At 68.1% G+C, this 18687-nt stretch carries 21 protein-coding genes; 6 read left to right on the forward strand and 15 right to left on the reverse strand.

The annotated features are described in order from the left end of the window. Positions 1–53: 53 nt before the first annotated feature. The 3 genes from ACZ5M6_RS15695 to ACZ5M6_RS15705 form a co-directional block, all read right to left on the reverse strand. On the reverse strand, positions 54–1745 hold the full coding sequence (locus ACZ5M6_RS15695) for a bifunctional protein-serine/threonine kinase/phosphatase (protein ID WP_464159085.1): 1692 nt from the start codon (positions 1743–1745) through the stop codon (positions 54–56). Positions 1746–1871: 126 nt separating this feature from the next. After that, complete coding sequence (locus ACZ5M6_RS15700) at positions 1872–3539, reverse strand: putative bifunctional diguanylate cyclase/phosphodiesterase (RefSeq protein WP_152950918.1); 1668 nt, start codon at positions 3537–3539, stop codon at positions 1872–1874. Between the two features lie 13 nt (positions 3540–3552). Continuing rightward, the gene (locus ACZ5M6_RS15705; protein WP_152950919.1) at positions 3553–4155 is read right to left on the reverse strand and encodes a GNAT family N-acetyltransferase; all 603 of its coding nucleotides are present in this window, start codon (positions 4153–4155) and stop codon (positions 3553–3555) included. Positions 4156–4267: 112 nt separating this feature from the next. Here ACZ5M6_RS15705 and ACZ5M6_RS15710 point away from each other — a divergent pair, with 112 nt between their 5' ends. Then, positions 4268–5665: a DUF1800 domain-containing protein gene (locus ACZ5M6_RS15710; RefSeq protein WP_464159086.1), complete on the forward strand. Its 1398-nt coding sequence runs from the start codon at positions 4268–4270 to the stop codon at positions 5663–5665. Continuing rightward, positions 5662–6855, forward strand: coding sequence for a DUF1501 domain-containing protein (locus tag ACZ5M6_RS15715; RefSeq protein WP_464159087.1), 1194 nt, complete (start codon positions 5662–5664; stop codon positions 6853–6855). Before ACZ5M6_RS15710 ends, ACZ5M6_RS15715 begins: the two co-directional genes overlap by 4 nt. Before the next feature lie 30 nt (positions 6856–6885). On the opposite strand, the gene ACZ5M6_RS15720 is transcribed toward ACZ5M6_RS15715, so the two are convergent. Next, entirely contained in the window at positions 6886–7077 is a 192-nt protein-coding gene (locus ACZ5M6_RS15720) for a hypothetical protein (protein WP_007443424.1), read from the reverse strand. A gap of 236 nt (positions 7078–7313) precedes the next feature. Between ACZ5M6_RS15720 and ACZ5M6_RS15725 the strand changes: the two genes are divergently transcribed. Further along, positions 7314–7526 carry a cold-shock protein gene (locus tag ACZ5M6_RS15725; RefSeq protein WP_008260410.1) on the forward strand — a complete coding sequence of 71 codons (213 nt, stop codon included), beginning with the start codon at positions 7314–7316 and terminating at the stop codon, positions 7524–7526. Positions 7527–7621: 95 nt separating this feature from the next. On the opposite strand, the gene ACZ5M6_RS15730 is transcribed toward ACZ5M6_RS15725, so the two are convergent. The 11 genes from ACZ5M6_RS15730 to coxB form a co-directional block, all read right to left on the reverse strand. Continuing rightward, a complete protein-coding gene (locus ACZ5M6_RS15730) occupies positions 7622–8176 on the reverse strand; it encodes an NADPH-dependent FMN reductase (protein ID WP_464159088.1) in 555 nt (184 codons plus the stop codon). 64 nt (positions 8177–8240) lie between these two features. After that, positions 8241–9455, reverse strand: coding sequence for a M16 family metallopeptidase (locus tag ACZ5M6_RS15735; RefSeq protein ID WP_464159089.1), 1215 nt, complete (start codon positions 9453–9455; stop codon positions 8241–8243). Between the two features lie 50 nt (positions 9456–9505). Further along, positions 9506–10207 carry an SURF1 family protein gene (locus ACZ5M6_RS15740; RefSeq protein WP_464159090.1) on the reverse strand — a complete coding sequence of 234 codons (702 nt, stop codon included), beginning with the start codon at positions 10205–10207 and terminating at the stop codon, positions 9506–9508. Beyond that, entirely contained in the window at positions 10204–10599 is a 396-nt protein-coding gene (locus ACZ5M6_RS15745; RefSeq protein WP_082382741.1) for a DUF983 domain-containing protein, read from the reverse strand. Before ACZ5M6_RS15745 ends, ACZ5M6_RS15740 begins: the two co-directional genes overlap by 4 nt. After that, complete coding sequence (locus tag ACZ5M6_RS15750; protein ID WP_054766596.1) at positions 10596–11504, reverse strand: cytochrome c oxidase subunit 3; 909 nt, start codon at positions 11502–11504, stop codon at positions 10596–10598. Before ACZ5M6_RS15750 ends, ACZ5M6_RS15745 begins: the two co-directional genes overlap by 4 nt. 119 nt (positions 11505–11623) lie before the next feature. Beyond that, the gene (locus tag ACZ5M6_RS15755) at positions 11624–12043 is read right to left on the reverse strand and encodes an NUDIX domain-containing protein (RefSeq protein ID WP_201463091.1); all 420 of its coding nucleotides are present in this window, start codon (positions 12041–12043) and stop codon (positions 11624–11626) included. Then, positions 12043–12591, reverse strand: a complete 549-nt coding sequence (locus tag ACZ5M6_RS15760) for a cytochrome c oxidase assembly protein (protein WP_054766598.1) — start codon at positions 12589–12591, stop codon at positions 12043–12045. The genes ACZ5M6_RS15755 and ACZ5M6_RS15760 overlap by 1 nt, the downstream gene beginning before the upstream one ends. Further along, positions 12588–12761, reverse strand: coding sequence for a hypothetical protein (locus ACZ5M6_RS15765; protein ID WP_182714420.1), 174 nt, complete (start codon positions 12759–12761; stop codon positions 12588–12590). The genes ACZ5M6_RS15760 and ACZ5M6_RS15765 overlap by 4 nt, the downstream gene beginning before the upstream one ends. A gap of 3 nt (positions 12762–12764) precedes the next feature. Further along, complete coding sequence (gene cyoE, locus ACZ5M6_RS15770; protein ID WP_227975990.1) at positions 12765–13733, reverse strand: heme o synthase; 969 nt, start codon at positions 13731–13733, stop codon at positions 12765–12767. Between the two features lie 101 nt (positions 13734–13834). Then, positions 13835–15514: a cytochrome c oxidase subunit I gene (gene ctaD / locus ACZ5M6_RS15775; RefSeq protein ID WP_054766600.1), complete on the reverse strand. Its 1680-nt coding sequence runs from the start codon at positions 15512–15514 to the stop codon at positions 13835–13837. Between the two features lie 15 nt (positions 15515–15529). Then, the gene (gene coxB / locus ACZ5M6_RS15780; protein WP_464159091.1) at positions 15530–16561 is read right to left on the reverse strand and encodes a cytochrome c oxidase subunit II; all 1032 of its coding nucleotides are present in this window, start codon (positions 16559–16561) and stop codon (positions 15530–15532) included. Between the two features lie 270 nt (positions 16562–16831). Here coxB and ACZ5M6_RS15785 point away from each other — a divergent pair, with 270 nt between their 5' ends. From ACZ5M6_RS15785 to ACZ5M6_RS15795, 3 genes are read left to right on the forward strand one after another with little or no spacing between them, the layout of a single operon-like run. Beyond that, on the forward strand, positions 16832–17203 hold the full coding sequence (locus ACZ5M6_RS15785; protein WP_464159092.1) for a PadR family transcriptional regulator: 372 nt from the start codon (positions 16832–16834) through the stop codon (positions 17201–17203). Further along, positions 17200–17793 (forward strand): DUF1700 domain-containing protein, encoded by a 594-nt coding sequence (locus ACZ5M6_RS15790; protein ID WP_054766603.1) that lies wholly within the window; start codon positions 17200–17202, stop codon positions 17791–17793. Before ACZ5M6_RS15785 ends, ACZ5M6_RS15790 begins: the two co-directional genes overlap by 4 nt. Further along, positions 17790–18572, forward strand: coding sequence for a GIN domain-containing protein (locus tag ACZ5M6_RS15795; RefSeq protein WP_054766604.1), 783 nt, complete (start codon positions 17790–17792; stop codon positions 18570–18572). Before ACZ5M6_RS15790 ends, ACZ5M6_RS15795 begins: the two co-directional genes overlap by 4 nt. Positions 18573–18687 lie beyond the last annotated feature (115 nt).

Consider the following 18687-nt stretch of genomic DNA (forward strand, 5'->3'; position numbering starts at 1 on the left):
GATGTGACGCCGAATACTTGCGCGCACAACAATGACACCGGGAGCATTCCCCCTTAGCGTGTCGCCAGCGAAATCAGCAGCAGCAGAACCAAAACCAGACAAGCCCCCTGCCAGAACCGCACCGGATCGCGCTCAATCAGCGACAGGGGGCGGGGGGCCGGGGCGGCCGCCGCGCTGCCGGTCTCGAGCACATGGATCAGTTCCTCGACGTCCTCGAACCGCTCGTCCGGATCGACGGCGACGGCGCGCAGAACGGCGGCCTCCAGCCAGGCGGGCATGTCCGGTCGGCGTCGCCCGGGCGGGGTCGGGGCGCGGTCGAAGCGCGGCGCGTCCGACGGATCCACCTCGCCCCAGGGATAGGCGCCGGTGAACAGCCGGTACAGGGTCACCCCCAAAGCGAACTGGTCGGTGGCGGCGCTCCCGCTTTCGCCGTCGTACATTTCGGGCGCCTTGAAACCGGCCGTGCCCGGCGCCTCGGCCTCGGCGAACTCCTCGGCCCTTTTCAGCCGGGCCACGCCCAGATCGACCAGCTTCAGCCCGCCGTTCGCCTCCAGGATCACATTGTCCGGCTTGATGTCGCGGTGGATCACCCCGGCCCGATGCAGGGCCGCCACCCCCCGCGCCAGCTTCAGGGCCACGCCGATCCCCTCGGCGATCTCGAACGGCCCGTCCTCGGCCAGGCGGGCATGCAGGGTCTGGCCCTGATAGAAGGGCTGGACGATATAGAGCCGGCTCTGGCGCCCCGCATCCAGCGTCAGCACCTTGCCGACGAAGGGGCTGTCGATCCGCCGGCCGATGAAGGCTTCGCGCAGGAAGGCGGTCCTCGCCCCCCGTTCCGACACCGCCGCCGGCTTGGGGAACTTCAGCACCACCCGTTCTTCACCAGACCGCGCCAGGAACAGCCGCGTATAGCGGCCGTCGGCGACCAGCCGCTCCAGATGAAACCCGTCCACCGTCTCGCCCTGGTTCGGCGGCGGCAGGATGGCCAGGCCTTCGGCCTCGGCCGTGATCGCCTCCCAGTCGGGCGCCCCGACCCGGATGACGTCGAGGATCAGGACGGTGGCGTTGTCGCGCGCCCCCGCCTCGGCGACCTCGTCCAGAATGGCCTGGGCGTCGGCGTCGGGCGATCCGCGCCGTGCCAGCAGCCGCGCCAGGGCGGCCTCGTTCAGCACCCCGTGCACCCCGTCCGTCGTCAGCATCAGCCGATCGTGCGGCAGCAGCCCTACATTTCGCACGTCCAGCTTCACGTCCGCCTCGATGCCGACGGCGCGGTACAGCACATGGCTCAGCCCCTGCTGGGCCCGGGTGTGATCCTCAGTCAGCCGGGTCAGCACCCCGTCGCGGAAATGCCAGGCCCGACTGTCCCCCACATGAAGCGCCACCGCCTCACGTCCCCGTAGGATCAGGGCGGTGAAGGTGGTCGCCGCCGCCTCCATGGCCGGATCGATCTTGCCCCGCGCATGGAGCCAGCGGTTGAAGCCCCTAAGCGCCTTGATCCCGTTGGCGGCGATGCCGTTCAGCGGGTTCTGATCCAGATAGCCGTCGATAAAGCTGCGCGTCGTCAGCTCGGCCGCCATCCGCCCGGCCTTCGATCCCGACACCCCGTCGGCGATAACCGCCACGACCCCGTGCTCGCGCTGCTCGGCCGCCGTGCCCAGATGCACCCCGCCGAAATCCTGATTGTCCGCCTTGGGCCCCTTTGCGGTGGCGAAACCGGCGGCGATCTCCAGTCTGGCGTCGGTCATGCCCCCCCCAGCCGTCATCCTCGCCCTTGTGGCGAGGATCCATACGCCCGGTGTCGCCGGGGCTTACCGTCATCGACGGAGTCAATGGATCCTAGGCACAAGGCCTGGGATGACGAAAAGTGAAATCTAAGCCGACCGCTGCTTCAGCGGCGCCGTGCCGTCCGCCAGGCTCTCGGCCAGATAGACCTCCGCCTCCTGGGCCGGCAGCGCCGGCGCATAGCCGAAGCCCTGGCCGTAGTGGCACTGGGCTTCCAGCAGCAGGGCGGCCAGTTCGGCGTTCTCGACCCCTTCGGCGACGACCTCCAGCGACAGGTCACGGCCCAGGTTGACGACCGACTTGACGATCTTGGCCGAGCCCTCGTCCTTGTTCATCGTCAGGACGAAATAGCGGTCGATCTTCAGCGTATCGAACGGCAGGCGCGCCAGGTACGACAGCGACGAGAAGCCGGTGCCGAAATCATCCAGAGCCAGCGACGCCCCCACGTCCTTCAGCGACTGAAGAACCTCGGCGGCGCGGGCGGTGTCGCGCATGATGTCGCCCTCGGTAACTTCCAGCTTCAGGGCGCCGCGGGGCAGGCCCGCCTCCTTGATCACCCGCGCCACGTCCTCGCACAGATGCGGCCGTTCGATCTCGCCGACCGACAGGTTCACGCTGCAAAACAGCTTTCCGGCCAGGGGGTGGCGTTGAATCCATTCCGCCAGTTGCCGCGCCGACTGGGTCATCATCAGCAGACCCAGGTCGTTCATCATCCCCAGGTCGGCCGTCAGGCCCAGGAACTCGTCCGGCGGCACCAGGCCCCGCCGGGGATGACGCCAGCGCGCCAGGGCCTCAAAGCCCGCCACGGCGCCGGTCTTCAGGTTCACGATCGGCTGGAAGAAGGGGGTGATCTCGCCGCGCACGAAGGCGTTTCTCAGATCCGCCTCCAGCGCCAGTCGGCTCAGGGAATCGCTTTCCAGGGCGCGCCCATAGGCGGCCGACCCGCCCCGCCCGGCCGCCTTGGCCGATTCCACCGCCAGCTCGACCCGGCGCAGCAGTTCTGAGGCGTCGGGCGCATCGGGCCCGCCCTCGACGATGACGGCGCCGATCGAGACGGTGGGATAGATGTCGAAACCCGCCACCCGCAGCGGCTGTTCCAGCGCCTCGCGCACCCGATAGCTTGTGTGAGAGGCGGTCTTGGGCACGATGATGGCGAACTCGTCCTCGCCGATCCGCGCCGCGGCGGCGTCCTTGGGGAAGGCGGCGGCGAGGCGCGAGCCCAGGGCCGACAGCACCAGATCCGTCCGCTCATGGCCCAGGGCCTCGTTCAGACGACGCAGACGGTCCACGTCGCCGACGACCAATTCATATTCGCCCGCCTGGGTCAGCACCTCGCCGACGCGGGCGATGAAGGCGCGACGGTCCAGAAGGCCGGTCAGGGTGTCGCGGTCCGAACCGGTGAACTTGGCCTCCAGCGCGACGACGCCGGCGGCGCGAAGGCCGTCCTCAAGCCAGACCCCGCGCCACAGGCAGGTCTCGGCTCCGCGCATCCGCAGGCGCACCGCGATTTCGGCGCCCTCCTCCTGCGGCTTCAGCATCTTCTCGGCCAGCGACCGATCCTGCGGCAGGGTCGAGGCGACAAAGCCGGCGCCCGAACATTCCGGCGCCAGGGGCCCCAGCCCCAGGGCGCGGGTCGCACCGGTGAAACGCAGCTGATCCTCGGCCGGCGTCCAGACCCACAGGGCCGTATCGGCCGCCGCCAGGGCCTCGATGGCGGCGGTGGCGTCCCAGGCCAGCGAGCGGGGTCGCGCGTTCACAGCTGTCGTTCCCTCAAGACGACCCCCGGTCGCCGCGATCAAACTCGTCCTCCACGAGGCCGAACAGCAGATGATCTGCCCAATCGCCGTTAATTTTCAAATAAGCGCGGGCCAGACCCTCGTGCCGAAAACCCGATTTCTCAAGAACGCGACGCGATCCGTGGTTGCTGGGCAGGCAGGCGGCCTCCAAACGGTGCAGTTTAAGCCGCTCGAAACTGTAGGCGACCACGGCGCGCACCGCCGCCGTTCCATGGCCGCGCCCGGCGAAGGGCTGACCGATCCAGTAGCCCAGGGTGCCCGTCTCGGCCACGCCGCGCCGCACGTTCGACAGGGTCACGGCTCCGACCAGGGTCTTGCCGTCCTCGATGAAGATGAAGAAGGGCCAGGCGTTTCCCAGCTCCATTTCCCGCGCATAGATGGACAGCCGGCGTCGAAAGGCGCCCTTGCTCAGATCGTCCTCGGGCCAGGCCGGCTCCCACGGCTGGAGATAGTCGCGCGACCCGTCGCGCAACCGCGACCACGCCCCATAGTCCGCAGCGCGCGGGGGGCGCAGCAGCACGCCCTCGCCCCGGACAACCGGCCCGGCCACATCGCTCATCCAGTCCAGCAGCGCCATCGCCTCCAGCGTAAAGCATGAACGCGAGGGGTGAAACCCGGCCGCAGGCTTCCGGCGACGGAGATTCCGCCTTGGAGCCGTTGAACGGACAAAGCCGGCAAGGAGACCACCCATGGCCGCATCCGCCTTCGAGGCCGCCGTCGCCGTGACCCGGCTGGGCCTGGGCGCGCGTCCCGGCGAGATCGACCGCGTCGCCGCCGATCCCAGAGGCTGGGCGCTGGGTCAGATCCGGGCCGAAGGTGCGCCCCAACCCTCCGGCGCCGCCGTCTCGACCGCTGAACGGATGGAGGCCTTCCTGGCCTATCAGGCCAGCGGGACCGGCCGGCGCGAGGCGGCGGCGCCCGGCGGCGCGCCCGATCCGACGGCCGAGGCCGCGCGTCAGGCCCGGCAGGCGGCGCGGCGCGCCATAACCGAGGACACGGCCCGCGGCTTTCTGGATCGCGTTCGGCTGGGCCTGGAGACCGACCAGGGGTTCGCCGAGCGCTGGGCCCTGTTCTGGGCCAACGCCCTGACCGTCTCGGCCGCCAAATTCACCGCCGGCGCCTTCGTCGACACCTATGAGCGCGAAGCCATTCGCCCCCATGTCTTCGGCCGGTTCGAGGATCTGGTCCTCGCCGCCGAACAGCATCCGGCCATGCTTCTGTACCTTGATCAGGCGCGGTCGGCCGGACCGGACAGCCGAGCCGGCGCGCGCCGCAGGCTGGGGCTGAACGAGAATCTGGCCCGCGAAATGCTGGAGCTGCACACGGTCGGCGCCGACGGCGGCTATGATCAGGCCGACGTCACCGAATTGGCCCGCGCCCTGACGGGATGGTCGATCCCCCGCCAGCAGGATCGGCAAAGGGCGGACGGCGGCGGCTTCGTCTTCCGCCCCGAGATTCACGAACCCGGCGTCCGAACGGTCATGGGCCGGACCTACGCCCAGACCGGCCGCCGACAGGGCGAGGCCATATTGCGGGATCTGGCGCGCCATCCGGCCACGGCCAAGCGGCTGTCGCGGCGGATCGCGGCCCATTTCGTCGCCGACGATCCGCCCCCGGCCCTGGTCGCTCGGCTCGAGACCGCCTGGACCGGATCTCAAGGCGATCTGGCTGAGGTCGCCCGCGCCCTGATCGAAGCGCCCGAGACCTGGACGTCGCAGGCCGCCAAGATCAAGACGCCCTATGAGTTCGTCGTCTCGACAGGGCGGGCTCTGGATGAAGGCCCCCAGCGCCCGCAGCGCCTGCGTCAGGCGCTGGTCGACATGGGCCAGCCGCCCTTTGCGCCGCCGTCGCCCGAGGGCTGGCCCGACACGGCCGCCGACTGGGCCGGGCCCGACGCCCTGGTCAAGCGGTTGAACTGGGCGCGGACCACCGCCGACGCCGCGGTCGTCACCGATGTGAACGCCGTCGCCCGCTCCGCCCTGGGCGCCCGAATGGGCGAGCGCACCCGCTCGGCCGTCGCCCGAGCCGAGAGCCGGACCGAGGCCCTGACCCTTCTTCTGATGTCGCCGGAGTTCCAGCGCCGATGACCCACCCCGCCTTGCATCGCCGCGCCTTTTTGGGCGGATCGACCGCCGGCCTGAGCCTGGCCTTCGTCGGGCGCGCCTTCGCCCAATCGGGCGCTCAAGGCGTCGTGTCGGACAACAAGCTGGTCGTGATCCTCGCACGGGGCGCCATGGACGGACTGTCGGTGACGGTCCCCTACGCCGATCCGAACTATGCGGCCCTGCGCGGCGGCCTGGCCCTGGCCGAGCCCGGTCAGGCCGACGGCGTGTTGGCTTTGGCCGACGGTTTCGGCCTGCATCCGGCTCTCGGCGGCCTGCACGCCCTGTATCGTCGCGGCCAGATGCGGTTCGCGCCGGCCGTGGCCCTGCCTGTGCGGGTGCGGTCGCATTTCGACGCCCAGGACGTGCTGGAGAACGGCGGCGAGAGCCTGCGTCGTCAGGACGACGGCTGGCTGAACCGCGCCATCGTCGCGGCGGGCGGGCGAAGACTGACGGGGCTGGCGATCGGCGCTCAGACGCCCCTGATCCTGCGCGGCGAGGCGCCCGTCTCCGGCTGGGCGCCGGGGGGACGGGTGCGCGAGGACGACCGGATCGCCGGCCTGCTGCAAGACCTCTATGTCGAAGATCCGCTGCTGGGGCAAAGCCTGGCGCGCGGTCTGGCGACCGAGGAACGAGCGGCCGTCGACGGCGACGGCGGGCGCGTGGGGCGCAACGACGCCCAGGCCCTGGGTCAGGCGGTGGCGCGGCTGATGACCGGAACCGAGGGGGCGAACGTCGTCGCCCTGTCGCTGGACGGATGGGACACCCACGCCGGCCAGAGGGCGCAGCTCCAGACCCGTCTGAACGGGCTGGACCGGCTGATCGCCGGGCTGGAGAACGGGCTGGGCGAGGACTGGCGGCGCACGGTCGTGGTGGTGGCCACCGAATTCGGCCGCACCGCCCGCGCCAACGGCACGGGGGGCACCGATCACGGCACGGCGTCTTCGCTGATCCTGGCGGGCGGCGCCGTTCGACCGGGCGGCCTGGTCGGCGACTGGCCCGGCCTGGCCGACAACCGTCTGTTCGAGGGGCGCGACCTGGCGCCCACTCTGGACGTGCGCGCCGTGTTCAAGGGCGTGCTGCGCGATCACCTGGGCTTGGACCGCGCCCAGCTGGACACGCACGTCTTTCCCGACAGCGCCGCGGAGGCGCCGGCGGTCGACGGCCTGGCCTGATGTCACGCCGCTTCTGTCAGGCCGCTTCTGTCAGGCCGCTTCGGGCGTCGTCTGTTTGCAGATGCGGTTCAGGTCCGCCCGGATCGAACTGCCCTGGAAGTGCGAAATGTCGGCGCTGGAATAGCCCTCGGCCGACAGGGCCTTGACCACATCGCCGGTGTTCAGACATTCGGGGGTGCGGGCAAGCTGATAGGCGCGCTCGACCACATGGGTGCGATTCATGACACAAGACCTTTCGTGAGCCGTAACAACGCCTTGGAAGCGCAGCTGTTCCGCCGCTCCGACGCCATAATTCGCCCCGACTTGCTTTTGTCGGAAAAGCCTGCGCTAATAAGCCTCGTCGATCTCTCTGCGTAACGCCCACTCTCCTTGCGAACGCATGAGTCCAGGCCGATCCCATTCAGACCCGACAGGCCGCAGGGACGTTCCCTCGGTCAACTTCTAACGGAGGTCTCAAAATGGCTACCGGCACTGTCAAATGGTTCAACCCGACCAAGGGTTACGGCTTCATCCAACCCGACGACGGCGGCAAGGACGTCTTCGTCCACATCTCGGCCGTCGAAGGCGCGGGCCTGCGCGGCCTGGATGAAAACCAGAAGGTTTCCTACGAGCTGGAACGCGACAAGCGTTCGGGCAAGGAATCCGCTGGCCAGCTGCAAACCATCGGCTGATTTCAGCTTCACAGCTGATTGGCGACGGCGGCTCCGCAAGGAGCCGCCGTTTTCAATTGGGGCGTCCACGCTCTTTTGACGTCATCCTGGAGAGACTATTTGGTCTTCTCGATCCACGCCGCAAAGGCGTCGAGGAACTCCTTCAGGAACTCCCGCGTCCCCTCGTTCTTCAGCCTCCCATCCTCCTCGTTCAGCAGGCCGGCGACATTGCCCACATAGGCTTCGGGCTGCTGCATGGTCGGCATGTTCAGAAAGACTAGGGGCTGGCGCAGGTGGTGGTTGGCGCCGAAGGCCCCGATGGCGCCGGGCGAGACGCTGACGATGGCGGCCGGCTTGCCCGCCCAGATGCTGTCGCCATAGGGGCGCGAGCCGACGTCCAGGGCGTTCTTCAGCGCCCCAGGGATCGAGCGATTATATTCCGGCGTCACGAACAGCACGGCCTGAACCGCCGCCATTTCCGCCCGAAACCGGGTCCAGGCGGCCGGCGGCGTCTCCGTCTCCAGATCGGGGTTATAGAGCGGCAGGTCGCCGATCTCGACCGGCTCCACCTCCAGCTCGGGCGCGGCCATGGCCTTCATCTCCAGCCCGACGGCGCGAGAATAGGACCCCTCGCGCAGACTGCCGACGATCAAGGCGACGCGGACGGACATGGGGCGGCTCCGGATTGTGAGGGTCAAGCGTCAGCATAACCGATGACGACGCAGGATGTTCCCCTTAGGCCCTGAACAGCGCCGCCGCGAAGGCCTCGCCCGCCGGCGCCGCCGACTTCGGTCCCAGGACGGCGCTGGCCGCCTGTCGTCCCTCCAACAGACGTGCTCCCGCCGCCCGCACGTCCGCCACCGTCTGCGCTTCCAGCTGTTCGGTCATGGACAGGCTGGAGCGGGGCGCGCCGAAAATCAGGGTCTGGGCGGCGTTGCGGCCGGCCCGGCTCATCGGGTTTTCGTCCGACATCCACAGACCGGCCTTCATCACCGCCTTGGCGCGCGACAGCTCCTTTTCGGTCGGCCCGGTCTCGGCCAGGGCCCGCACCTCGCCCGCCGCCACCTGGGCCAGCTCTTTCGCCCGGTCCGCCGCCGCCCCGGCGTAGATGCCCAGCACCCCGGCGTCCTCATAGGGCTCCTGATAGGCGTCGATGGCGTAGGCCAGGCCCCGCTCCTCGCGCGCGCTCTGGAACAGGCGCGAGGCCATGCCCCCGCCCAGGATCTCGCCGAACAGCCGCATCGACGACAGGGCCGGATCGGTCGCCGAGAGGGCCGGCAGCTGGAACACCAGATTGGCCTGTTCGATCTTGCGCGTCAGGGCCGCATGGCCGCCGACGAACAGGGCGGGCGCCGGCGCCTCGACAGGGGTCGCTACCGCCGCCCCGAACCAGCGCTCGGCCAGGGCCAGCAGCTCGCCCTCCTCCACCGCGCCCGACACCGACACCACCATCCGGTCGGGCGAATAGAGCCGCGCGCGCCAGGCCTCGACCGCCGCCCTGTCCGCCGGTTTCAGACTGGCGACCGAGCCCAGGATCGGCCGCCCCAGCGGCTGGCCGGCGAAGGCTCGCGTCTGGCCCATTTCGAACACATGGTCATCGGGCGTGTCGAAGGCCTCGGCGATCTCCTGGGCCACCACGTCCTTTTCGCGCTCGATCTCGGCCGGGTCCAGCGTGGGCCGGAACACCAGGTCCGACAGCACCTGCATGGCCAGCGGCAGCGACCCGTCCAGACCCCGCACCTCGAAACTGGTCCGCTCATAGCCGGTGGAGGCGTTGATCGTGCCGCCCTCGGCCTCGATCCGTTCGACGATCTCGCGGGCGGCCATGTCCCCGGCGCCCTTGAACACCAGATGCTCCAAGAGGTGCGACCAGCCGGAGCGATCCTCGGGCTCCCACCGCGCCCCGCCCTTGACGGTGACGACGACGGCCAAGGTCTTCAGACCGGGCATGGGGTCGCATATGACGCGAACGCCGTTGGACAGGGTGTGCAGGGAAGCCGTCAGGGGGTGTCTTTCTTGGTTCGACGTCGAAGCAGGGCCACATAGAAGCCCGCCAGGGCGATCGCCAGCCCGAACCATGTCAGGGCGTAGCCGAAATGATTGTTGGAAAAGGCCGCCGGCGGGGCGGAGGGCGTCAGGGCCGCAAACTCGGGATTGGTCTGGGTCACGGCGAACACCGCCTCGGGCCGCACCGACCCCTGAACCTTCAGAGCCTGGGCCATGGCGGCGGTGTCGCGCGCATAGAAGCGCCCGTTCGCCGGGGCCGGCGTCAGCCCGCCCGGCGGATCGAAGCGGCGGAACTCGCCGATCAGCACCAGGGGCAGGCTGGTCTCGATCACGCGCGGACGGGCCGAGACCCCGTCGGCGACGAAGCCCCGGTCGATCAGCAGGCTGAAAGCCGCTCCCGCCGGTTTGCACGCCGAGATCAGCCGCACCCCCGCCTGGCCCTCATGGATGGACTGAAGCTCGACATAGGGGGCGGTCGCCAGACCCGGACAGACGATCAGCGCCTTCCTGAACTCCAGGTCGCCGTCCGCCAGCACCTGATCCAGGGGCTCAGGCGGCTTGGCCGCCGCCGCCTCGGCCGCCGCGATCAGCCCTTCCTTCCACTTCAGCCGCTCGACCTGCCACAGACCCAGGCCGATCAGCAGGACCAGGGCCGCAGCCGTCGCCAGCGTCAGTATCCAAGGAAACCGCCTCACGTCTGATTCCTGTATTGCAGACCGATCATCAGCCCACGCCCCGGCCGCATCAGGGCCAGCGACAGGACGACCACCAGCGGCAGCCAGACGACCAGATGCAGCCACATCGGCGGATGGTATTTGATCTCAACGACCAGGGCCGAGAAGCCGACCGCGAAGCCGGCGATCTGCATGATGAAGCTGGCCGGGCCGTCGCCGGTCTGGATGGTCGAAAAGTCGAGGCCGCAGGTGTCGCATCCCGGCCGCACCTTCAGAAAACCCGCAAACAGCCGCCCCTCGCCACAGCGCGGGCAGCGCCCTTTCAGCCCCGCCCGCACGGCGGAAACGGCGACGGCGGGAGACGATGGCTCGCCCCCCGCCGCCGGGATCTTGTCCGTGGTGTCCGGGATCAACCGAAGACGACGTAGACGAAGGCGAACAGGAACAGCCAGACCACGTCCACGAAATGCCAGTACCAGGCCGCCGCCTCGAAGCCGAAATGCTTCTGCGGGGTGAAGTCGCCCGCCAGCAGACGGATCAGGCAGACGGTCAGGAAGATGGTTCCCACCAGCACGTGGAAGCCGTGGAAGCCCGTCGCCATGAAGAAGATCGAACCATAAAGACCCGAGTTGACCGCTTCCTCGTTGAAGAACAGGTGCTCGTGCAGGATGTGGTTGTATTCGTAGGCCTGAACGCAGGTGAAGAAGACGCCCAGGATCACCGTGAGGACCAGGGCCAGCTTGGCGCCGCTGCGGTCGCCGACCTGGATCGCATGGTGGGCCCAGGTCACGGTGCAGCCGCTCAGCAGCAGGGTCACGGTGTTCAGCAGCGGCAGCTGCCACGGCGACAGAACCTCGACCCCCTTGGGCGGCCAGGTGGACCAGGCCTTGGCGGTGTCGGCCCAGGCGCCGACTTCCGGCGTCAGGGCGCGCGATTCGTGGAACAGCGCCATGTCGAAGAACATCCAGAAGAAGGCGACGAAGAACATCACCTCCGACGCGATGAACAGGATCATGCCGTAGCGCAGGCCGATCGAAACGACCGGCGTATGGTCCCCGCCCTTGGATTCCTTGATCACGTCCGACCACCAGCCGAACATGGACACCAGCACCCCCGCCAGACCGGCGAAGAAGACGCCCGGCTTGCCCTCGGCCAGGAAGTTGGCGGCGATCGGACCGTTTTCGGCCGGGGCCAGCCCCTTCATCCAGATGACGGCGCCGATGAACATGATCGTCGCGGCGATCGAGGACACCAGCGGCCACGGACTGGGCGGCACGAGGTGATAGTCGTGATGCGGAGCGGCGTGCGCGTCGGCCATGCGTTTCATCTCTATCTTGGGCTGGCGATGAACTCGCCTTATCGGCCAGCTATAACCGCCGCTTTTGCAACACGCCAGTGGATCGGCGCCTTTCCGCCTTGATCCTGCACCGGACGGCCCTACTCCCGCGCCTCCAGGGCGGCGAACGCCTTGGCCGCGAACACCGACAGCGGCTGCGGCAGGGCGTCGAGCGCGAACCAGCCGATGTCCGACAGCTTGTCCGGCTCAGTCAGCCGAGGCTCGCCGGCGAAATCGCGCGTGACATAGATCAGCGACAGCCAGTGCTGGCCGTCCGTCGCGATGATCTCTTCGGTCCAGCACAGGAAGTCGACGGCGCCGATCGTCAGGCCGCTCTCCTCCTCCGCCTCACGCCGGGCGGCCTCGGCGGACCGTTCGCCATGATCGACCTTGCCGCCGACGATGTTCCAATGCCCCGCCTCGGGCGGCTTCAGCCGTTTGCACAGCAGCACCCGCCCATCTGGCCGCTGAATCACCAGACCGCAGCCGACGCCGGGAAAGTCGACGCCGGGACGGCCCATCAGGCGTTCGGCCCCGTCGGCGCATCGACCGACGGATAGAAGGTGTAGCTCAGGGTGATTTCGCGCGCGCCCTTGGCCTCGCGGTCTGTGGCCAGTTCGGGCGCGATGAAATACTGGACCGGGAACTGGCGCGTCTCACCCGCCGCCAGGGTCTGGTCCTGGAAGCAGAAGCACTGCAGCTTCTGGAAATAGGGGCCGGTGTACTCCGGCACGACATTGTATCCGGCCCGCACCTGGATCGGCCGATCCGAGGTGTTGGTGACGTCGAAATAGGCCAGGCCCGTGGCGCCGATCCGCACCCTCTGGGTCGTCTGTTCGGCGCGGAAGGTCATGGGCAGGCCGCGCACATTGGTGTCGAACCGGACCAGCACCGTCTGGTCCAGCACCGTGTCCGGCGCCTTCTCCGCCCGACGCACCGTGCCGTCGAAGCCTGTGACCTGACAGAACATCCGATAAAGCGGCACGGCGGCGAAGGCCGCGCCCGTCATCCCCATGACGCCCAGGACGCACAGGATGGCGATCAGATTCTGACGGCCCGGCTTCCTCATTGCGGCCCCGCCGTCGTCGCCGCCTCCAACAGGGCGCGTTCGGCCGCCTGATTCTGCTGCAGACGCAGGACGGTGGTGGCGAAGACCAGGACGATGAAGGCCACCAGGGCCGCCGCGATCCAGACGTTGCGCCGTTTGCGGGCGCGCAATTCTTCAGGCGTCAGACGCATGGCTCAGACTCCCAGGCCGGCTATGGCCTCGACCAGGAAGGCCGAGAACAGGGCGACCAGATACAGGATCGAAAAGGCGAACAGATCCCGCGCCGGTTTGGCCTGGACCTTGACCTCATACAATGCGGCCTCGCGTCCCACCGTGTCGGCCTTGTCGGACTCGTCGCCGGCGCGCGACCGGTAAAGCCGCCAGGCCAGCCCCAGAAAGGCCAGGCCGCCGCCGACCGACACCACGGCGTAGATCAGCCCGCCCATGCCCACCAGGGCCGGCGCCACGGCCGAGGCGACGAAGATCAGCGAATAGATCAGGATCTGCAGCCGCGTGGACTTGGCCCCCCGCGCCACCGGCATCATCGGTATGCCCGCCTTGGCGTAGTCTCCGGCCGAATAGAGGGCCAGGGCCCAGGAGTGCGGCGGGGTCCACAGGAAGATGATCAGGAACAGCAGCCAGGCCTGCCACGGCGCCTCGCCCGTCGCCGCCGCCCAGCCGATCACCGGCGGAAAGGCGCCCGCCGCCCCGCCGATGACGATGTTCTGCGGCGTCCGCCGCTTCAGCAGCAGGGTGTAGAAGCCGGCGTAATAGACGATGGTCAGGGCCAGCAGCCCCGCCGCGAACCAGTTGGCGTTCATCCCCAGCAGCATGACCGAAAACAGGCTCAGGATGACGCCATAGGCCATCGCATCATTTTTCCGAACGCGCCCCGCCGCCACCGGCCGGCCGCGCGTGCGCCGCATCAGGGCGTCGGTCTCGCCCTCCAGCGCCATGTTCAGCGACCCGGCCGCGCCTGCGCCCACGGCGATGCACAGTATGGCGATGGCGGCGACCAGCGGGTTCATCGACCCCGGCGCCATGACCAGTCCGGTCGCGGCCGTGAAGACCACCACCGACATGACGCGCGGCTTCAGCAGCTGGAAGAAGTCTTCCGGCTGGGCGGTCGAAATCGCGGGACGGTCGTGAACGTCTTGGGACATGGGTGCGGGGGTCATGGATGGGACCGAATAACACACCCCAAAGCAGAAGGCCGCCCCTTCCGTGGAAAGAGCGGCCCTCCGTTCGGGATCTCAGCCCGGGATCAGTGCTCGTCGCCCTTGACCACCGGCAGTTCGTTGAACTGGTGCTGCGGCGGCGGCGAGGACAGGGTCCACTCCAGGGTCGTGGCGCCTTCGCCCCAAGGATTGGCGACGCCCGGACGGCGACGGATCGCGGCTTCCAGCAGCATGACCAGGAAGACCAGCACGCCGACGATGGTGATCGCATAGCCGATGGACGAGACCTGGTTCCACAGGGTGTAGGCGTCCGGATAGTCGATATAGCGACGCGGCATGGCCTGCAGGCCCAGGAAGTGCTGCGGGAAGAAGATCAGGTTCACGCCGACGAACATGATCCAGAAATGGGTCGCGCCGAGGAACTCGTTGTACTTCACCCCGAACATCTTCTCGAACCAGTAGTAGAAGCCCGCGAAGATGGCGAAGACGGCGCCCAGCGACAGCACATAGTGGAAGTGGGCCACGACGTAATAGGTGTCGTGCAGGCTGTAATCGATGCCGGCGTTGGACAGGACCACGCCCGTCACCCCGCCCACGGTGAACAGGAAGATGAAGCCGATGGCCCACAGCATGGGCGTCTTGAAGCTGATGGAGCCGCCCCACATGGTGGCGATCCAGCTGAAGATCTTCACCCCCGTCGGCACGGCGATGATCATGGTCGCGGCCACGAAATAGGCGCGCAGATTGATGCTCATCCCCACCGTGTACATGTGGTGGGCCCAGACGATGAAGCCGATGAAGCCGATGGCCACCATGGCGTAGGCCATGGCCAGGTATCCGAACACCGGCTTGCGGCTGAAGGTCGAGACGATGTGGCTGATGATGCCGAAGCCCGGCAGGATCAGGATGTAGACTTCCGGGTGGCCGAAGAACCAGAACAGGTGCTGGTACATGATCGGGTCGCCGCCGCCGGCCGGGTCGAAGAAGTGGGTGCCGAAGTTGCGGTCGGTCAGCAGCATGGTGATGGCGCCGGCCAGCACCGGCAGCGACAGCAGCAGCAGGAAGGCGGTGATCAGCACCGACCAGGCGAACAGCGGCATCCGGTGCAGCGTCATGCCCGGCGCCCGCATGTTCAGGATCGTCGTGATGAAGTTGATCGCCCCCAGGATCGAGCTGGCGCCCGCCACGTGTAGGGCGAAGATGGCCAGATCAAACGCCGGGCCGACGTGGCCCGTGGTCGACAGGGGCGGATAGGCCGTCCAGCCCCCGCCGAAGCCCTTGCCCGGCCCGCCGTCGGTGAACATCGACAGAACCAGCAGCACCCAGGCCGCGACCAGCAGCCAGAAGGAGATGTTGTTCATGCGCGGGAAGGCCATGTCCGGCGCCCCGATCATGATCGGCACGAACCAGTTGCCGAAACCGCCGATCATGGCGGGCATGACCATGAAGAAGATCATGATCAGGGCGTGGGCCGTGACGGTGACGTTATAGCCGTGCTTGGACTGCTCGACGAGGCCCAGCAGCTGGATCGACGAGCCTTCCTTGAAGATCTGGATGCCCGGCTCGGCCAGTTCCCAGCGGATCAGGCCCGACAGGGCGCCCCCGACCACGCCCGCCATGATGGCGAACAGCAGGTACAGGGTGCCGATGTCCTTGTGGTTGGTCGACAGGAACCAGCGGGTGAAAAAGCCCGGCTTGTGGTCGTCGTGATGATGGGCCTCGGGCGCGTGAAGGGTGTCGCGGGTCGAAATCGTAGCGTCAGCCATGGAACTGCTCGCCTCTTACTGGGCGGCCGGCGCGGCGGGAGCCGCGGCGGGAGCGGATTGAGCGGTCGGCGTCGTCGCCGTCTGGGCGGTCGGGATGTCGGTCTGGGCGCCGGCCTGGGGACCGGTGGTCGCCGTGCCGACCACGGGCGCGCCCGTGGTTCCCGCCTCGGCCTGGGCCGCCGTGCCGCCGGGGGCGGCCTCAGGCGTCTTCGGCGTCATCGACCCGCCCTTGGAGGCGACCCAGCGCGCGAACTCGGCCTGGGTCACGACATTGATCTGAATAGGCATGAAGGCGTGATCGACGCCGCACAGTTCCGAACACTGGCCGTAGAAGACGCCGGTGCGCTCGGCCTTGAACCAGGTCTCATTGACCCGGCCCGGCACGGCGTCGGTCTTCAGGCCGAAGGCCGGCAGGGCCACGGAATGAATCACGTCCGAGGCGGTGATCAGAAGACGCACCGTCTTGCCGACCGGCACCACCATCGGCTCGTCCGCCGCCAGGCGATAGACGCTGTGCGACAGGCCGCGCTCGGCCAACTCGCCCTCGGGCACCATGTTGGAGATATATTCGGAAACGCCCTGGTCGGGATATTCATAGGCCCAGTTCCACTGGTTGCCCGTCACCTTCACCGTCAGATCGGGCTCGGGCATGTCGTGATAGGCGAACAGCAGCCTGAACGAGAACAGGGAGATGAAGACCAGGATCACCACCGGCAGCACCGTCCAGATGATCTCGACCGTGGTGTTGTGGCTCCAGCGCGCGGGCGTGGCGTTGGCGCGCTTATTGTAGCGGAAGACGATCCAGGCCAGCAGAGCCAGAACCAACAGGGTGATGCCGGTGATCACGGGCATCAGCACGATGTTGTGGAACCAGATGGCGTCGTGCTTCAGCGGCGCGGCGGCCGGCTGAAGGTCGATCCCGCCCGGCGTCGGCTGACCCATCAGGTCCTGCGCCCACACCGGCGCCGCAGAGACCAGCGCCAGTCCGACAGCCGCGGTCGCAGAGGCGGTCGCCGCTCTGGTCCATCTCAGGGCTCGCGTCCCCATTCCCATACGAAGTCCCCATAATATCGTTTCGCAGCAGAGACTTGCGAATGGCTCGCAAATCTTCGCGCGGGCATGTTGGTCCGCCCGACACTTGGTTGAGTCCCTATCGGATCGCCCCTCGCTTGCCAAGCGATCCGCGCGCGCCTTCGCCGCAAACCCGCCGCGATTGGCGGCGGCGGGCTGCGGATTAAACCTTCGTCATGTTTAAACAGGTACCTTGCTTCACAAGGTACCTTGTCGTAATCAATCTCCATCAAAGGAGACGTCGAGGTGACAGAAACCATCGAGATACAGCTGAAGAAGGGGGTTCTGGGGCTTTGCGTCCTGGCGCTCCTGAACCGGGCGGACAGCTACGCCTATGAGATCGCCAGCCGCCTGTCGGACGCGATCGATATGGGGGAAGGCACCATCTACCCCCTGATGCGGCGCATGCAGTCGGACGGCCAGGTCGAGACCTATCTGGTCGAATCCTCGTCCGGCCCGTCGCGCAAATACTATCGTCTGACCGACGCCGGTCGCGCGGCCCTCGCCGCCCAGACCGCCGAATGGTCGGCCTTCACCACGGCCGTCGAAGCCGTCCTGGCCAGCGACGCGCCCCATATTCAAGAGCCGACGGCTCAACCGGAAGGAACGGAACAATGACGAGATCGGAATTCATCGTCCGTCTCAGAAACGGCCTGGTCGGCCTGCCGACCGCCACGGCGAACGACATCGTCGCCGACTATGAGACTCATTTCGCCGACGGCCTGGCCGCCGGCCGCACCGAGGCCGAGGTGGCCGCCGCCCTGGGCGATCCGGGCCGTCTGGCCCGCGAACTCAAGGCAGAGGCCGGGATCCAGCGCTGGCGCCAGGAGAAGAATCCCTCAGCCGCCGCCGCCGCCGTCTTCGCGGTCCTGGGCCTGGGCGCCGTCGACATCCTGATCCTGCTGCCCATTCTGATGGGGGTGGTCGGGACCATCTTCGGCTTCTTCATCGCCGCCATCGCCCTGTTCTTCTCCGGCGGCGCGATCATGGTGGCCGGACCCTTCGCCGGCTTCCCCGGCGGCCCCTTCGCCGCGATCCTGATGGGTCTGGGCCTGATGGCCGGGGCCGTCTTCATCGGCGCCCTTCTGACCATCGTCACCGTCTGGCTGGTCAACGGCCTCGTCTGGTTCGCCCGCCTCCACTACCGGCTGCTGAAGCCGGCGCTTGAACCCCAGTCCGAAACCGCCAACGCAGGAGCCGCGCAATGATCCGCACCCTGTTCATCATCGCCGGCGCCGCCCTGGTGCTGTGCATCGTCACCGTGGGGGGCGCCATCGCCCTGGGCGGTCATGATCTGCAACGCCACGGTTGGGCCTGGACGATCAAGGACCGCGACGGAGAAACCATCCGTTTCGAACGGGTCAAAAGCGGAGAGGTCGAAGACCTCGGCCCCTTCACCACCCGCACCCTGGCCTGGACCGGCGGCGACACCCTGACCGTCGATTCCAGCATCGACGTCGAATACCGCCAGGGTCCTGAAAACACCGTGGTCGTCACCGGACCCAAGGCCCTGGCGGACCGGGTCCGGCTGGACGGCGGTCGGCTGTCCCTGGGCGACGGCGACGAGCGGATCGTCTTCGGCTGGAGCAGCGGAAACTTCTCGGCCCGGTCGGAGCGTGACGAACTGCGGGTCGTCGTGACCGCGCCCAACGTCGTCCGCTTCGTCTCCAATGCGTCCGGCGATCTGGACATCAAGGCCTATGACCAGCCCACCCTGGCCCTGGACGTCTCCGGCTCCGCCGATGTGACCGCCGAAGGCCGCACCGACGCCCTCCGGCTGGAGATCGACGGGTCCGGCGACGCGGATCTGAGGGCCTTGGCGGCGCGCGACGCCACGGTGGACATCTCCGGCTCCGGCGACGCCAATGTCGCCCCGACCGGCGACGTCCAGGTGCGGATCGACGGCTCCGGCGACGTCACCCTGGCGGCCCGCCCCGCCAAGCTGACCACCGAACTCTCGGGCTCCGGCGACGTGTATCAGGACTGACGACGAAAAAGACCCTCCCCCGCTTGCGGGGGAGGTGAGCCGGCGTCCGCGCAGCGGACCAGGCTCGGAGGGGGAAGGGTCGCCCAGGAAGAAGACTTCCCCCATCGTCAGCCGT

Source organism: Brevundimonas sp. Br13, from assembly GCF_055391505.1.

Bases quoted from the DNA above. Each gene is read 5' to 3' on its own strand.
- ACZ5M6_RS15695 (WP_464159085.1), bottom strand. From the start codon at position 1,745: ATGACCGACGCCAGACTGGAGATCGCCGCCGGTTTCGCCACCGCAAAG.
- ACZ5M6_RS15705 (WP_152950919.1), bottom strand. From the start codon at position 4,155: ATGGCGCTGCTGGACTGGATGAGCGATGTGGCCGGGCCGGTTGTCCGG.
- ACZ5M6_RS15710 (WP_464159086.1), top strand. From the start codon at position 4,268: ATGGCCGCATCCGCCTTCGAGGCCGCCGTCGCCGTGACCCGGCTGGGC.
- ACZ5M6_RS15715 (WP_464159087.1), top strand. From the start codon at position 5,662: ATGACCCACCCCGCCTTGCATCGCCGCGCCTTTTTGGGCGGATCGACC.
- ACZ5M6_RS15720 (WP_007443424.1), bottom strand. From the start codon at position 7,077: ATGAATCGCACCCATGTGGTCGAGCGCGCCTATCAGCTTGCCCGCACC.
- ACZ5M6_RS15725 (WP_008260410.1), top strand. From the start codon at position 7,314: ATGGCTACCGGCACTGTCAAATGGTTCAACCCGACCAAGGGTTACGGC.
- ACZ5M6_RS15730 (WP_464159088.1), bottom strand. From the start codon at position 8,176: ATGTCCGTCCGCGTCGCCTTGATCGTCGGCAGTCTGCGCGAGGGGTCC.
- ACZ5M6_RS15735 (WP_464159089.1), bottom strand. From the start codon at position 9,455: ATGCCCGGTCTGAAGACCTTGGCCGTCGTCGTCACCGTCAAGGGCGGG.
- ACZ5M6_RS15750 (WP_054766596.1), bottom strand. From the start codon at position 11,504: ATGGCCGACGCGCACGCCGCTCCGCATCACGACTATCACCTCGTGCCG.
- ACZ5M6_RS15755 (WP_201463091.1), bottom strand. From the start codon at position 12,043: ATGGGCCGTCCCGGCGTCGACTTTCCCGGCGTCGGCTGCGGTCTGGTG.
- ACZ5M6_RS15760 (WP_054766598.1), bottom strand. From the start codon at position 12,591: ATGAGGAAGCCGGGCCGTCAGAATCTGATCGCCATCCTGTGCGTCCTG.
- ACZ5M6_RS15765 (WP_182714420.1), bottom strand. From the start codon at position 12,761: ATGCGTCTGACGCCTGAAGAATTGCGCGCCCGCAAACGGCGCAACGTC.
- cyoE (WP_227975990.1), bottom strand. From the start codon at position 13,733: ATGTCCCAAGACGTTCACGACCGTCCCGCGATTTCGACCGCCCAGCCG.
- ctaD (WP_054766600.1), bottom strand. From the start codon at position 15,514: ATGGCTGACGCTACGATTTCGACCCGCGACACCCTTCACGCGCCCGAG.
- coxB (WP_464159091.1), bottom strand. From the start codon at position 16,561: ATGGGGACGCGAGCCCTGAGATGGACCAGAGCGGCGACCGCCTCTGCG.
- ACZ5M6_RS15790 (WP_054766603.1), top strand. From the start codon at position 17,200: ATGACGAGATCGGAATTCATCGTCCGTCTCAGAAACGGCCTGGTCGGC.
- ACZ5M6_RS15795 (WP_054766604.1), top strand. From the start codon at position 17,790: ATGATCCGCACCCTGTTCATCATCGCCGGCGCCGCCCTGGTGCTGTGC.